At 38.1% G+C, this 14,926-nt stretch carries 14 protein-coding genes; 1 reads left to right on the forward strand and 13 read right to left on the reverse strand.

The genetic code is table 11. The features are described 5' to 3' along the window. Positions 1–170: 170 nt before the first annotated feature. Positions 171–758: an SMC-Scp complex subunit ScpB gene (gene scpB / locus KI363_RS00005; RefSeq protein WP_191967520.1), complete on the reverse strand. Its 588-nt coding sequence runs from the start codon at positions 756–758 to the stop codon at positions 171–173. Beyond that, on the reverse strand, positions 745–1,503 hold the full coding sequence (locus tag KI363_RS00010) for a segregation/condensation protein A (protein WP_158323092.1): 759 nt from the start codon (positions 1,501–1,503) through the stop codon (positions 745–747). Before KI363_RS00010 ends, scpB begins: the two co-directional genes overlap by 14 nt. A gap of 176 nt (positions 1,504–1,679) precedes the next feature. Here KI363_RS00010 and KI363_RS00015 point away from each other — a divergent pair, with 176 nt between their 5' ends. Beyond that, complete coding sequence (locus tag KI363_RS00015) at positions 1,680–2,180, forward strand: DUF309 domain-containing protein (RefSeq protein WP_212964784.1); 501 nt, start codon at positions 1,680–1,682, stop codon at positions 2,178–2,180. Between the two features lie 69 nt (positions 2,181–2,249). On the opposite strand, the gene KI363_RS00020 is transcribed toward KI363_RS00015, so the two are convergent. From KI363_RS00020 to spoIIAA, 11 genes are all read right to left on the reverse strand, one after another. Next, entirely contained in the window at positions 2,250–3,617 is a 1,368-nt protein-coding gene (locus tag KI363_RS00020) for an ABC transporter substrate-binding protein (protein ID WP_212964786.1), read from the reverse strand. A gap of 152 nt (positions 3,618–3,769) precedes the next feature. Next, a complete protein-coding gene (locus KI363_RS00025; protein ID WP_212964788.1) occupies positions 3,770–6,154 on the reverse strand; it encodes a glycosyl hydrolase family 95 catalytic domain-containing protein in 2,385 nt (794 codons plus the stop codon). Next, positions 6,147–7,283: a DUF6807 domain-containing protein gene (locus KI363_RS00030; RefSeq protein ID WP_158323088.1), complete on the reverse strand. Its 1,137-nt coding sequence runs from the start codon at positions 7,281–7,283 to the stop codon at positions 6,147–6,149. Before KI363_RS00030 ends, KI363_RS00025 begins: the two co-directional genes overlap by 8 nt. Then, positions 7,267–8,151 (reverse strand): sugar phosphate isomerase/epimerase family protein, encoded by an 885-nt coding sequence (locus KI363_RS00035; RefSeq protein ID WP_158323087.1) that lies wholly within the window; start codon positions 8,149–8,151, stop codon positions 7,267–7,269. Before KI363_RS00035 ends, KI363_RS00030 begins: the two co-directional genes overlap by 17 nt. A gap of 156 nt (positions 8,152–8,307) precedes the next feature. Continuing rightward, a complete protein-coding gene (locus KI363_RS00040; protein ID WP_158323086.1) occupies positions 8,308–9,159 on the reverse strand; it encodes an AraC family transcriptional regulator in 852 nt (283 codons plus the stop codon). 66 nt (positions 9,160–9,225) lie between these two features. Next, a complete protein-coding gene (locus KI363_RS00045) occupies positions 9,226–9,594 on the reverse strand; it encodes a GNAT family N-acetyltransferase (RefSeq protein ID WP_158323085.1) in 369 nt (122 codons plus the stop codon). 584 nt (positions 9,595–10,178) lie between these two features. Further along, positions 10,179–11,498, reverse strand: coding sequence for a diaminopimelate decarboxylase (lysA, locus tag KI363_RS00050; protein ID WP_212964790.1), 1,320 nt, complete (start codon positions 11,496–11,498; stop codon positions 10,179–10,181). A gap of 109 nt (positions 11,499–11,607) precedes the next feature. Then, a complete protein-coding gene (locus KI363_RS00055; protein ID WP_212965049.1) occupies positions 11,608–13,068 on the reverse strand; it encodes a spore germination protein in 1,461 nt (486 codons plus the stop codon). A 164-nt stretch (positions 13,069–13,232) separates the two neighbouring features. Beyond that, positions 13,233–13,991, reverse strand: a complete 759-nt coding sequence (gene sigF / locus KI363_RS00060) for an RNA polymerase sporulation sigma factor SigF (RefSeq protein WP_158323083.1) — start codon at positions 13,989–13,991, stop codon at positions 13,233–13,235. A 12-nt stretch (positions 13,992–14,003) separates the two neighbouring features. Then, positions 14,004–14,444 (reverse strand): anti-sigma F factor, encoded by a 441-nt coding sequence (spoIIAB, locus tag KI363_RS00065; protein ID WP_158323082.1) that lies wholly within the window; start codon positions 14,442–14,444, stop codon positions 14,004–14,006. A 1-nt stretch (position 14,445) separates the two neighbouring features. Beyond that, a complete protein-coding gene (gene spoIIAA / locus KI363_RS00070) occupies positions 14,446–14,796 on the reverse strand; it encodes an anti-sigma F factor antagonist (RefSeq protein WP_158323081.1) in 351 nt (116 codons plus the stop codon). Positions 14,797–14,926 lie beyond the last annotated feature (130 nt).

Below are 14,926 nucleotides of genomic sequence, written 5' to 3' on the forward strand. Positions count from 1 at the left end.
GAGTTACTTTGTCACAGGGCTTCAACCTTAGGATTTCTCCACCAGTTGCCTGTCAGCTACTGAGCGTCTTGGCACTTACTCAGGTTGGACTTCCACCAACTAGCAATTAACGGCTTGCTGGGCACGCAGACATAAAAAAAACTGCTGATATATCAACAGTTTTTTGTCGTCTATTCTGTTTGCTCTTTAAAGGATGAAAAAAATAAATCCGCTTCATCTTCCTCAGCAGGGCTATCATTCGAGATTTCCTCAAGTTCAGGTAATTCTTGAAGGTCCTTTAGTCCAAAATAATCTAGAAACTCACTGGTTGTTCCGTATAATTTAGCCCTTCCTGTTCCTTCTGCTCTCCCCACTTCCTTTATCAGTCCCTTAGAAACTAACGTTTGAATTGGCCTTTCCGTTTTCACTCCGCGAATCACTTCGATTTCAACCCTTGTAATAGGTTGTTTATAGGCAATGATCGCCAATGTTTCAAGACCTGCTTGAGAGAGAGAAGAGCTACTAGGACTTTCAACAAGTTTTTTTAGGTAATCAGAGAACTCCTTTTTGGTCGCGAGTTGGTATGTTTCTGCAAAGGCAACAATGGTCACTCCTCTTGCCACATCTTCCTCATACCTATTCTTAAGAATTTCCAATAATTGGAGAGCCTTTTCCTCTGATATCCCCATGGCTTCCCCAATCTGTTTGACCGACAATCCTTCATCCCCCGCGGCAAACAACAGGCTTTCTATGATTCCCAACTGTTTATCTTCCTCCACTAGCGACAAGCTCCTTTCGCAAGGATAGAAAAATATCACCGAACATATTTGTTTGTTCCACAATAATTTCATTGCGCTTCATTAATTCCAACATGGCCAGGAAAGTAATCACCACATGCTCTTTATCTTCATATGGGAAAAACTCGTAAAAACTAATGCGATTCGCTTGCGTTGATAATTGTTGTAAAACTTCAGTCATTCTATCCTCAATCGATATTTCCTGATAACTAATTTTCGTTTGCAGTGGCTTTTGCAATTTTTTTCTACGTATCAATTTATGATACGCACCAAGCATATCTGCTAAAGTCACATCCCCCAGGATCGGTTCTGTACCTACCTCACCCGTATATTCCGATAAGTCACAAGGTGGCTTTGTATACATAAGGCTTCGATCAGCTTCCTTGTTTTTTAATGTAACAGATGCCTCTTTAAACTTCTTATATTCGATTAGCTGTTCCACTAATTCATCACGTGGGTCTTCATCTTCGTATATGTAATCTTCTTCAGGTTGATCATGATTGGGCAAAAGCATATTACTCTTAATCGAAAGCATCGTTGCCGCCATCACTAAATACTCACTAGCGTCATCTAATTCCAATTCCTGCATAGTGTGTACATATGCTAGGTATTGTTCAGTAATTTCGGCCATAGGAATATCATAAATGTCTATTTCCAATCGATTAATTAAATGTAAAAGAAGGTCAAGCGGCCCCTCAAACTTCTCTAATTTTACTTGATACTCCATTCTATCACCAAATTTAGTCACATTTTTTCTTGATTTTCTTTCTTATCATATAACAGTGATAGTGGAAAAAACAAGATTCTCTACTTTTGTTTTTCTCCCAATGTTAAACTATATTTAAAAGCAATTATTCATTATTATTATAAAACACGTCATATAATCGAAAGGGGACGATCGTTTTGGACTTTCCTTTATCCTATATAAAATATCTGTACCATTTCCATGCAGATCGAGATTATTTTGAATGTCATGAAGTTCTAGAGGAGTACTGGAAGGATCACGGAATGGAGCGAAGTTCAATTTGGGTCGGCTTCATTCAGGTAGCTGTTAGTTATTACCATTATCGGTACGGGAATAGAAAGGGTGCTGTTAAATTAATGAATAAAGCCATCCGTTTATTAAAAGACAAACAAGTAGAGATCGACCAACTAGGCATTCACTATCCAGAGTTCATCAAAATATTAATTGAGAGCAATAAAATAATGAGTAAACAGTGTCCCTACAAGGCGATAAATTTCCCCATTAAAGATAAAAAATTATTTACTTTGTGCCAATCCTATTGCCGAAAACAGGGAATGAGCTGGGGAAATGCCGATATAAACACACCTGTACAAATTTTAAAGAAGCATAATTGGCGGAGATCTCGAAACAAAATAAAGGTAGATATAGTTTCTTTCTAAAAATATTCCTTTTAAGCAAAAATCAACGGCAGGGACATTTTCCCCTGACGTTGACAGTCGTATGGTAATTTAGTTTTTAGATAATACGCTTTTCGCGTTTCCTTCGGCTTTATCTTGCATCTCTCGAATAATTGTATTAATATCTTTTCCTTCAAAGATCCCCTCTCGATAATCGACTCCTTCCATAATCTCACTTTCATATTGAGAAATCCGCGGTAGAGGGGCGGGGTTTGCATCCGTAATGGCTGCTAAGTTTTTATCCTTTAATATATCTTCATAATGTTCATGCCCTTTCATGAATGCCTCACGTACCTCAGGTGTTACGACTGAGGGAAGATCCCCATTTTCAGACTTGATCATTTGATATTCATCACTTAATAAGTACTCTATTACACGGAAGGCTTCTCTAGGATGTTTTGAGGTTGTCGTTGCCACAATTCCATTCCCGGGTTCATTCGGTCCATAATCACCAAACTCTCCTCCCCAGCGCGGATACGTGACAAAGTCAAAATTCAATCCATTCTCGACAGCTGCCCCTACATAAGCACCTGCAAATGCTCGGTCTGCCGCCATGGCAAGTTGTCCTTTTCTCATTAGGTCCACGCCTCTAACATCTTTCATGTCTTCCACGGAATCAAAAGAATTACCTGGGATGCTATATATTTCTTCTAACCGTTGTAAATATATTTTGAATGCATCATTTTTATCAATAATCGGTTCATGAGTATCTGGATCCACTAGTTTTGGAGTTTCAGTTTGTCTCATCATAAAGTCAAAGTTACCTGGATGTAGTCCACGATAGTGCACGCCGCCCATATCCCCTGTTACTTTACGAGCAAGCTCAATTACCTCATCCCAAGTCATATCATTTGTTGGATAGTCAACCCCAAATAAATCAAATATATCAGGGTTATAAACAAGCGCATACTCTGGACGGATAAGTGGAAGCCCATTTAATTCTCCTTCATTTGATTGATCCTTTAAATAGTTTAAGATACTTGGTTCTAGTCGATCTAAATCAAAGTTGGTTTCTTCAATATATGGTGTAAGATCAAGTAATAAATCCATCTCTAGATATTCGGCACTTACACTCGTCATAATTAAATCAGGATAAAGCTGCTTAGCAAACACATTCTCCTCAATTTCATCCCAGCGTGATTGCACATGTTCTAATGTAATGTGATCAAATTTGGCCTCTACAGGTTCTTTAAAGTACGTCTCAAATTGCTCATCTCCCCAGTGTGTCATCATGAGTAGAATGACTGGTTCTAATTCGTCCGCTTTTTCTTCCTGTTGATCTTGTCCTTGATCACTACTAGTAGATTGGTCGGAAGGTACCGACTCTTTGCTGCTTCCTGAAGATGAACAACCAACAACTAAAAATAGAGAAAAAAGTATTGACAGCAAGATAAATCCATTTTTTGTCCAACTTTTCATTCATTGACCACCCCTTCATTCTCATAAAGCGCTTACAAACAGTATAATAAAAGGAGCTTCACATTGCTCCACATTATTTGTTCAAAATAAATCATTCAATAAATATTGCCCTTCTTTTTCTATTCCTTTGCTTTTTAACATTCTTTTAGAATTTATACTGAATGCAATATCAAAACTTCTGCTTTACTTAACTTAATATCCAAACAATTAGAATCTATCACTCTAATATTGGCATGGAGATTCTCGAAATTATACTGACAAAATTCAGGTAATACGATTCTTATTGCTGTTTCCCTTTGCGCCACTATCTTTCCCAAAAATTGTTTTGCCTCTACGTCCCAAGAGAATGATATTTTCCCCGTTGTAAAACAAAGATTCTCGACTTTACCTTGTTTCCATTTTGATGGAAGAGCGGGTAACAATTTTACGAGCGAAGAAGAAACATAAATGAGCATTTCCTGTACTGCATTAATCCATCCTAAATTCGCGTCCAATTGAACCGGAGCCGTTTGCGAGTTCATACAAATGCCCATATCTCGCCAATCATTATGCAAGGTAAAGAAATTATTCATTAGACAGGATTGTGCTAAAATATTTAAGCATTCAAGGGCTTTATCCCCATCTCCCATTCGTGCGTATATAGAGGACATATGGACAAGCGACCATCCTGTTTGCGCACCAATTAATCGCTGTTTAACAGCCGTTTCAAAAGCCGTAAACAAGGTAGGGTTATCCTCCCGCGTGAATTCTTGACCTGGAAAAATCGGATAAATATGAGACAAATGACGATGTTCATAACGATCAGCAAAATCTGGGTGCATCCATTCACGAATCGCTCCATCTTCATTTACTTGATAATCAGGAATTTTTGCTAACATTGCTTCCCACTGGTCAATTTTATCTAATGCTTTCCCGCCAACTATTCTACTCCCTTCAATGAGATGGGATAATAACTCCTTTATGATCGCAAAATCAGCAGTAGCATTAATCGTTGTTGGCATTGGATGTGCCAGTGGTTGACCGTCTTTTGGCATATGATTTTCCGGTGTGTTTTCTGGTGAAACTGATGGATAGATCTTATAAAATCCATCATCACCAAGCACAAGAAAATCCTCATAAAACAGGGCCGCTTCTCGCATAAAGGGCAAGGCCTTCTCTTTTAAAAAGACTTGGTCACCGCTAAATAAAAAATAGTCATAGAAATGCTTTGCTAGCCACCCCGCTGCACCTGTCCAATTCATAATAACGGGTACCACCTGATTGGGAACCCCAATACCGGGGGTCGTTCCAGCTGGAATAAAAATTCCACGGCAACCATATAAATGACGAGCATTTCTTCTAAAATCTTCCATCATCCGATCATAATAATCGAATAAAGCAGGTGTAAATTCGATTAAGCCACCAACATTACTGTGCCAGTACATCATTTGAATGTTTTCATTCGCCATATGATGGCCCCACATTAATCGGTAATCCCCAAACCACAGACCATATAAGCCAAATGGCTGACCTTTTGGTCTAGTTCCTGAAATAAATAAATATCTTCCATATGCCCACATTTTTTCAATTAAAGTAGTCGGCGCTTCCCCACTATAAGCTTCGAGAAGAAGCTCTTCATTTGATCGCGGATTATCATGAGCCGTTAATTCAATTTTTGCAGATTGGAATAGAGGACGATGAAGTTCTACATGTCGAGTAAGTAGTTTATGATAATTAGACTCGATATTAGCTAACTCCTCTGTCAATCTTTTCCAATCCTTTTGGCGCTCCCCTTTGACGAATACTTTTACCAAAATGAGAATTTTCCCTGTATTTATAAGTTGAAGGCAGCCTTGTCCTTCTTTCATTTGACCGTTAGTTGGAATGACACGCAGAACAGCCCCAAGATCAGTTCCGTCCTCATTTTTGGTTGCATAGTAATAATATGGAGCTTTTACTTTCCCCTCAGCACTCTCAACAAGTAATGGGACTCGGTCTGAAAGTTTCCCCCCCTCACTCTCATGAAGAGCTAAATAAACATCCGCCCGAATCGATGCGCGATTGGATGTAATTTCATAAGCAATGAGATCGTCTGCTCTGGAGACAAATAATTTTCTCTCATATATTTTCTGGCCATCCCTCCATTTGACCGATACCTCACCTGTTTCCATATTAAGTACTCTTCCGTAATTTTTAAAGGCATGTTCACATGGCATTGTTACCTTCAATGCGCCAAGTGGTAACCTAGAAGCTAAACGCGTCTTATACCCTTTTTCCTTTAAGGCATTCGTTAAATTCCAACTAGCAGTCATATACTTCCCCTGAGACATCCATTTTCTTGTTTCTGCAAGGGTATGTCTGACATCAGGAACTTCATCTTTTTTTCCTAAATGCCATAATTCCTCATGATTGATTAGGATCGTTTCGTCTTTAATTCCACCATAAACAGCTGCACCGATCTTACCGTTTCCAGAAGGCAGAGCCTCTCTCCACATATTTTTCCACCATGAAGCCGGATAGTTTAGTTTTAGCCTGTATTGATCCTTTCCTTCATTCATTATTTTCTATCACTTCCACTTTAGGTGGGTGGATAAAGTCTTGATAGCGATTAGCAACTAACGCTTCTTGTGTGTTTCCTTCATGAAAATAAATCCGGTAGTGATAAGTAAGTGATTCGCCTTTTCTTAATAGTTGACCACCTCGAAAATAGAGATTATTCGGGGCGATTAGCCCATAATTTCGGATATGCCAGTACGTAGGGAATTCAGTTGTTTGCGGGTCTTCAAACGTAGCAATTCCGAGAGTTTCTCCCCCCACTTTTCCATAATAATCACACCATGGTGCACTTTTTCCCCAACACTCTTCTTCATTTATAGAACCATAAGCATTGACAATCGTTCCACCATGATCAACACTCATCGTTTCAGCAACACGGATCCCAAGCGGTCCTGCTTCTTTTGTTGCTCCCAGTTCAACCCTTCCATAATCTGCACTAAGCGTAAACGATAGATCTATAATACGAGCGGAGGCTGGCGTATTGTAAATGGTAATTGTTCGATGGTCATGCATAAGGGAGCGTCCTTTAAAATTTGTCCATTCCACTTCGGTTGAGATTCTTGCAAAGACTGGCCCAGCATATTTTTCTTGGATATGATTAATCTTTTGCTTTCCATAGTCTGGTCGTTCATTCCAAGCATCTACGCCATTTACATCACCAATTCCAAGCCAGATCGACCGATGGTGCGGATGCTCAGTCGTCTCAAAGTCAAGCCGAGTATAACTCTGTCCGTTTGGTCCAATAACCGGACCAAGATAAGGTTTAGCAAGCTCCGGGTCCATGACATAAGAGGTTGCGAGCTCACTATCTATCAAAATATCAAACTGATTTTCCCTTTCGAATATTTCAACATTCTTTAACTGATCTTTTTGATTTCCCTCACTAAAATCAACGGTATAAATCATTGTTTCCTGTGCAGCCAATTCTTCGATTAACCAATATAATACAATGGAATCTTTTGTTTCCTCACACTGTACAGCAATTGCTTTACCACTCTTATCATACATTCGAACATTGGCCAAAATTAATTCGGATAATGGTAATGATGTTTTTAATAATTGAAACGAAACGGGACAATATTTTCTATCATGGTTTCCCGCTGTTACTTTTAATTCAATTTGATTGGACATTCGCTAGACCTCCCTCAACGCTCGACCAAGTATTTTTTACAAACTGCAAGGATAAGGCGCTTACATCTACGAGAGAAGCCGCATTACATTCTGCTGAAATCAAGCCTTTGTATTTTGCCTCTTGTAAAACACGAAAAAGCTTAGAAAAATCCATTGCTTCTTCCCCGTTTATTTCCCCCGGAAATCGCCTGTCCCGATCGGAAATATGGACATGAGCAAGCCATTCATCCTTTATCGCTTGCTTTAGAATAGTGAAGGATTCTTTCTCTAAATCCATATGATAACTATCCGCCAACACCTTGATATGTGGTAAGTTCACTTCTTCTGCTAATGACATGGCCTCTTTTACTGTATTGATGATATTACTTTCTGTTTTATTTAGTGGTTCAATCGCGACGGTAATCCCATATTTTGCGCTATATGTTTCACAGCGACATAAAAACTGTTTAATTTGTTCGTATGCCTGCGTTTGGGAAAAGCCGTCTGGAATGGTCCTTGCTCCCCCACTTCCAAAAATAATTTGTTCTCCCCCAATTTCATGGACTCGCCTCATTGCCAAATCTAGATAATCATCTAAATCTGTAATGGATACATTCGGGCCGACAATTTTTAATTGTGGAGGAATAAAACTATTACAGACAGGGATATTTAGAGATGTTTGCTGGATTACCTGTTTCGCCTCATGAAACTCCTCCTCTGACAGTTGTGTAAGAAATTGAACAGTCAATTCTGCAAAATCATATCCATTTTCCTTTAACAACTGAAGGCCATCGCGTAGTTGCTCCACTTTCCCCATCTCTACACTTTCCCCACTCGATTGTGGAACAAATGATCCAAGAATAAGACAGCATCCAAATTTCGTTTTCATCCATTCCTCTCTCCTTTACCTGCTTTTTTCTTATGAAACTCTCTCTCTTTATTAGCTTAAAAGCAATCCGACGTACTCTGCTCAACATATTTTGCCGGGTTATAAAAACCTCAACATATTTTGTTCTGGATATATGTAAACGCATTCACGATAAAATTATTTATTATGAATTTTACGATAATAGGAAGGGGTATAACGTGTATGGTTTTTAAACACTCTACCAAAATGAGTTAAACTATTAAAGCCTACTTTCCCTGCAATATCAATTACTTTCATATGGGATTCTCGCAATAATCTTTGTGCTTCTTGAATCCGTACATGATTTAAATACTCACTATAGGTGAAGCCTGTCGCCTTTTTAAAAATTCTACTTAAATAATAAGAACTGATAAAAAACTCATTTGCTACAGAGTCAAGTGTGAGGTCTGGAGTGTGGTAATGTTTATTAATATAGTGGATGATATCCGTCATTTTATGATAAACACTTCCTGTAAATTCTTGGGTATCGGCCGTATTTCTATTTAAATAACGAACTGAAGAGATCAGTAGTTGAATTAACAACGTTTTCAAAAAAAGGTCAAAACCAGTTTCTCCTTTTTGCATTTCATGAATCATTTTAAATAATATATATTCAATCTCCTGTTGTTCATGACGATTAAGCTGAATAATTAAGGTTTGATTGAAAACTGATTGTAAAAGAGAAGAACAGGTATCTTTTTCACTTTCAAATAATTGACCAGTAAAATTAATTAATAGTCTTTCATGTTCATAGTCATCAACATGGAAAGTCCTATGAAGCACTCCTTTATTAATAAATACTAGATTTCCCGGGTTTACATAATATGTTTTATCGTTAATAAAATATTTCCGTTTTCCATTTATTAGATAATATACTTCATAATGATCAACATGGGTATGATATTCAGGCATAGCGTTTTTTGTGTCTCGTTTACGATGACTAATATGTAACGGATCGTCAGGTTTTTGATAGGAGAAATTAATATCCACTTTAACCCCCCGTATAATGAAAAATAAATACTTAACATTTCTTTATTAGTTTTTTAAAAGCTCGGTTTAGGACATGTCCGAGCTTTCTTCATCCGTATTTTCACATTTTTCAAAAAAACTGGCAGTATAATCAGTAGGAATAATTTTCTTATCCTGATAAATTTGCTTTAGCGATTTCACCATATTTGTACCAATGCCTTCATGTCGATGGGAAGGATTAACGGAAATATGTTGAATTTCAACTACATCATCCATTTGAACTACGCCTACTAAGCCAGTAATATCCTCATCTTTCCATAAAAACAATTGCCAATTGTCTGCCGTTTCATATGTTTTCATTGTATTTTGGAGCTTTTTCAGATCCTTCTCATTCGGCATAAAGGAAAGAAGGCCCATCGCGATCTTTTCATAGGCTTTCTTGTATCGAATTAACATAACAGATCCCTCATTTTCTTATTTCCTGCTGGCAAACTGCACAAAGCATTATAACTGAATCGGGAAAGTTTGTTCACTTATCATTTGGTAATCCGAACATTTGGTGCAATAAAGACCCAATATAGGATACCCCATACGGCAGCTACAATTAAGATCAAAATAAATAAAGTGATATTCCTTTTGCGCAAAGAATGCACACCCCTTAATCCTTTAACTTTACATTATGTCTTTATAACATGGTTTCATTGTACTGGCTATGGTTCGTTTAAGCAAATGATTCTAATCTTGAACTGTTAAAATTAGGTAGCAAACACTGTATTTCCCGAATTCATATCTTTTATACTTATATAGACGAAAATTTGACAAAAAAGTTTCACTTTATCAAAAAATATGCAATAGCCTGTATAAAAATGTATGGCTAAAAACAAGGCATCCTGCTCCAGTAGCAAGCTCTGTCATCGCTTCCACACTTTATAATGATGGTTTCGGATTTTGGTGAGCCTCTGTCTTTAAAGCTACGGACTATGCGCGAGTACTAACTCCAAAAATTTATGCCACTTTAAGAAAACCCGCAATCTGCGGGTTTACATTCGTGACTTTGCAACATAAGACAAATCTAATCGTAATAAATCCTCATATGATTCTCTTTTTACGACTAGTTGACTTAACCCATTTTCGACAAAAACAACTGGTGGTCTTGGGATGCGATTATAGTTGTTCGCCATGGAATACCCATAAGCACCTGTACAAAATACAGCAAGAATATCATTGGGAGAAGCTTCAGGTAAAGGTAAATCCCAAATGAGCATATCTCCAGATTCACAGCATTTTCCGGCAATCGATACTTTTTCCTTCGATTCCTCGTTTGCACGATTAGCCAAGATGGCTTCATATTTAGCATCATAAAGAGCAGGCCTTAAATTATCTGTCATGCCTCCATCTACAGCTAAATATTTTCGGATGTTTGGTACATCCTTTTGCGAACCGACTGAATATAAAGTTGTTCCTGCATCTCCTACCATCGAGCGACCTGGCTCAATCCAAATTTCTGGTAAATCCAATCCAAGCCTATCTGTTTCAGCTTTCACTTCATCAATCATCTCAGTAACATACGATTCAGGAGCTAATGGGCTATCTTCCTCTGTATAACGAATTCCGAAGCCCCCTCCCAAATTTAATACCGTTGCTTTAAAACGAAATGAGGTGTTCCATTCGGCTAATTTTTCTAGAATTTTTCTCGCGGCTAATTTAAATCCTGTTGTTTCAAAAATTTGCGACCCAATATGACAATGCAACCCAAGTACATCCAAGTAATGATTTTCTATAGCATACGTAAGAGCTTCTTCAGCCTGCCCATTTTGTAGATCAAACCCAAATTTGGAGTCCTCTTGCCCAGTTAAGATGTAATCATGAGTATGTGCTTCAATACCTGGCGTCACACGCAGTAGAATTTTCACTTGCTGTTGCCGGTGTTCACAAAGTTGGGCAAGTAGATACAATTCATGAAAATTATCAACCACAATGCAACCAACGCGATAATCTAAGGCCATTTTTAATTCAGACTCACTTTTGTTATTTCCATGAAAATGAATTCTTTCACTAGGAAATTCTGCTCTGATGGCTGTAAATAATTCCCCACCAGAAACTACATCTAAAGATAACCCCTCTTCTTCAACAAGTTGGATCATCGCCACCGTAGAAAAAGCTTTGCTTGCATAAGCCACTTGTGCTTTGACTCCCATATTTTCAAATGTCTTTTTAAAAGCTCTTGCTCTATTTCTAATAAGAGCAACATCATATACATAAAGAGGTGTACCGTATTTTTCGGCAAGTGTTACGGTATCTACCCCACCAATTTCTAAATGCCCCAGTCGATTAATAACAGCTGTTCCGTATAAATGCATTTTTCCCCCACCTTAAAAATAACCATAACGGTTGTATAAACGACGATCGTTTTTTCCTGATAAGTAGAATTACTTTATCATAATCTAAATATTTATGCAATGGCCCCAGTCAAGGCTTTGGCGGTTGACGGAATCGATCTTGCGGCCGAACAACGCTTGGACGAAGCACGGCGCCGGGAACAGGTCTTCTAAGCAAAATATTAAATAAACCTTTCGGATTAAACGGTAATAACGGCCATAAATATGGAGCACCTAACGGTTTGCTTTGGGCTAAAAAGATGATATAAAGAGTACAGCCAATAATGAAACCTGGTGCTTTAAAAAGAGCGACACATATTAATAAAAGCATTCTAACCATTTTATTGGCTACGCTAAGTTCATAACTTGGTGTGGAGAATGTCCCAATGGCAACAATTGAAACATAGAGAATCACTTCTGCCTGAAATAAACCGACATTCACTGCAATTTCCCCAATTAATACAGCAGCAATCAATCCCATCGCCGTTGATAGTGGTGTCGGAGTGTGAATAGCGGCAATCCGCATAAACTCTACCCCAAGATCGGCAATCAGTAATTGCAGAAGTAATGGAATATGTGATTGTTCATTTGGTCCGATAAAATCTAATTGATCTGGCAAAAGGGTAGGGTCCATTACAAATAGAAACCATAGTGGCAAAAGGAAAATGGATGCCCAAATTCCCAAGAATCGAGTCCATCTCACAAAGGTTCCGACTGCAGGTGATTGACGATACTCCTCGGCATGTTGAACATGATGGAATAAAGTTGTCGGCGTGATCATAATACTAGGTGATGTATCAATATAGATTAAAACATGACCCTCCAGCAAGTGAATGGAACCTACATCCGCCCTTTCCGTATAGCGAACAAGTGGATAAGGGTTATAGCCTTGTTTCATTAAATATTCCTCGATCGTTTTATCAGCCATTGTGATTCCATCAATATCAATAGCTTTTAATTCTTTTCGAATGGTATGAACAAGTCTTGGATTAGCAACTCCTTTAATATAGCCAATGGCAATATCTGTTTTAGACCTTTCTCCGGTCTGCATGATTTCAAATCTTAATCGTTCATCACGAATTCTTCTTCGCGTTAAGGCTGTGTTGACTACAATATTTTCAACATAGCCATCCCTTGAACCACGCACTACTTTTTCCGTGTCTGGTTCTTCAGGCTGTCTACCGGGATAATTACGTACATCGACAATTAAAGCCCTGTCCGCTCCTTCGACAACAACAGCCATAAGGCCTGATAATACTTGGTCAACCATCTCATCCATTGTTTTTGCGGGCTGAACAGATGAATTGCTTATTCTATTTTCAATTAACTCATACAGCTTCGATGTCGTTTTTTCGGTATCGTTAAGTTTTTGTAGTTCCTTCAGAATTTGAGTAATGATTATGGAGTCGCAAAGACCATTCACAGTATATAAATGAACTTTTTTCTTTAAAATGACTAATTTTCTTACATCAAGATCAAAGCTCGTTCCAAGACCTACTCTATCTTCAAAATACTTTTCGATTACATCAGGATTCTTATCAATCTTCATCATCTTTTCTTGGCTAAGTTTGCTCAAAATGAGACCCTCCTTCAAACCCTTATCCTGCTTCTTACGGATTGCCGATGCTTCCCTTCTTTCTAGCTTTTAGTATGTGGTAAAATTCAACTTTCATACAAAGTAACGGTATTAAAAAAAGAACATATGGGTGCCCCATTTTAGGCATCCATATGTTCTTTCATTTGATCTAATATTTTCTTTTCTAGACGTGAAACTTGAACTTGAGATATCCCTAGACGTGAAGCCACTTCCGATTGTGTTTGGTCTTTATAATACCGGAGATAAACAATTAATCTTTCACGTTCATCCAGTCCTCTGATCGCTTCCTCTAATGCAATTTTATCAAACCACTTGTGATCATTTTCATCAGAAATCTGATCCATTAAGATAATGGGATCCCCATCGTTTTCATAAACAGTCTCATGAATAGAGGTTGGGGATCTTCCAGCATCCTGAGCCATTAATACTTCCTCTTGAGAAACATCTAAATAAGTAGCAATATCGGAAATCGTTGGTACTTTTCCATCTCTTTTCGCCAACTCATCCCTTGCCTTTCTAATCTTGTTTCCTAGTTCCTTAATAGATCGGCTTACTTTCACAGCTCCGTCATCCCGAATGAAGCGTTGAATTTCACCAATAATCATTGGAACGGCATAAGTTGAAAATTTCACATCATAAGAAAGGTCAAACTTATCAATGGATTTTAACAAACCAATGCTACCGATTTGAAATAAATCATCCGGATCATAGCCTCGATTCAAAAATCGTTGAACGACAGACCAGACAAGTCGAACATTTTTTTCAACAAGAATGTCTCTTGCGTGTTGATCGCCTTCTTGGCTTTTCTTAATGAAATCCTTAACTTCCGAATCGCTCAAAAAGCCCTTTCTTGCCTCTTTTTTTAATTGCACGTCCATAGGCACGGCTCCTTAATTGCATAACGCTTTGTTTTTCGTTACATATTTTGTTAGACGGACCGTGGTGCCTGAACCTGGTTGTGATTCTACTTCTATCTTGTCCATAAAGTTTTCCATAATGGTAAAGCCCATACCTGATCTTTCTAATTCAGGTTTGGTTGTAAAAAGAGGTTGTCTTGCTTCATCAACATTATCAATGCCAATCCCATTATCTCGGATAACGAGATCAATCATTTCATCTTCAATGGCAGCTGAAATATAGACAATTCCTGCCGGATTTTGTTCATAACCATGAATAATAGCATTCGTGACAGCTTCAGAAACAACGGTCTTAATTTCTGTTAATTCATCCATCGTCGGATCTAGTTGGGCAATGAAGGCGGCCACAGTGACCCTAGCAAATGATTCATTTTGACTTAATGCACTAAATTGTAGTTGCATTTCATTCCTCATTTTATGCAACCCCCAATCTTTCTAAAGCCAATTGTTCCGAGGTTTCCAGGTTCATAATTTTAAATATGCCCGACATTTCAAACAACCTCTTCACTGAAGGCGAAATGGCGCATACCACCATTTCACCATTCTTTAGCTTAATTTGCTTATACCTTCCCAGAATGACGCCCAGTCCAGAACTGTCCATAAAAGTGAGATTCGCCAAATTCAACACAATATGGTGAATGTCATAGGCTTCAATTGTTTCACTAACTTTTCCTCTTAAATCTTCTGCTGTATGATGATCTAGTTCTCCTGATAGCCGCACACATAGTACGTCTTGTCTAACATCCAATTCAATATTTAAACTCAATTGCCTAATCCTCCTCGCATATAGAAGTATAATGAGTCATTTCTACTCTTATCCCTCTAATTCCTTCTTAATGACAAAACTAGAAGAAATTCGGCAATTTATTTAAGAAAAGCGCAAGGCATCCGCCTAT

Source organism: Lederbergia ruris (assembly GCF_018332955.1).
In the GTDB taxonomy this organism is placed as follows: Bacteria; Bacillota; Bacilli; order Bacillales; family Bacillaceae_C; genus Lederbergia; species Lederbergia ruris.

Excerpts from the sequence above, each read along its gene's own strand:
- KI363_RS00010 (WP_158323092.1), bottom strand. The coding sequence starts at position 1,503 with ATGGAGTATCAAGTAAAATTAGAGAAGTTTGAGGGGCCGCTTGACCTT.
- KI363_RS00020 (WP_212964786.1), bottom strand. The coding sequence starts at position 3,617 with ATGAAAAGTTGGACAAAAAATGGATTTATCTTGCTGTCAATACTTTTT.
- KI363_RS00025 (WP_212964788.1), bottom strand. The coding sequence starts at position 6,154 with ATGAATGAAGGAAAGGATCAATACAGGCTAAAACTAAACTATCCGGCT.
- KI363_RS00030 (WP_158323088.1), bottom strand. The coding sequence starts at position 7,283 with ATGTCCAATCAAATTGAATTAAAAGTAACAGCGGGAAACCATGATAGA.
- KI363_RS00035 (WP_158323087.1), bottom strand. The coding sequence starts at position 8,151 with ATGAAAACGAAATTTGGATGCTGTCTTATTCTTGGATCATTTGTTCCA.
- KI363_RS00045 (WP_158323085.1), bottom strand. The coding sequence starts at position 9,594 with ATGTTAATTCGATACAAGAAAGCCTATGAAAAGATCGCGATGGGCCTT.
- lysA (WP_212964790.1), bottom strand. The coding sequence starts at position 11,498 with ATGCATTTATACGGAACAGCTGTTATTAATCGACTGGGGCATTTAGAA.
- KI363_RS00055 (WP_212965049.1), bottom strand. The coding sequence starts at position 13,068 with ATGATGAAGATTGATAAGAATCCTGATGTAATCGAAAAGTATTTTGAA.
- sigF (WP_158323083.1), bottom strand. The coding sequence starts at position 13,991 with ATGGACGTGCAATTAAAAAAAGAGGCAAGAAAGGGCTTTTTGAGCGAT.
- spoIIAB (WP_158323082.1), bottom strand. The coding sequence starts at position 14,444 with ATGAGGAATGAAATGCAACTACAATTTAGTGCATTAAGTCAAAATGAA.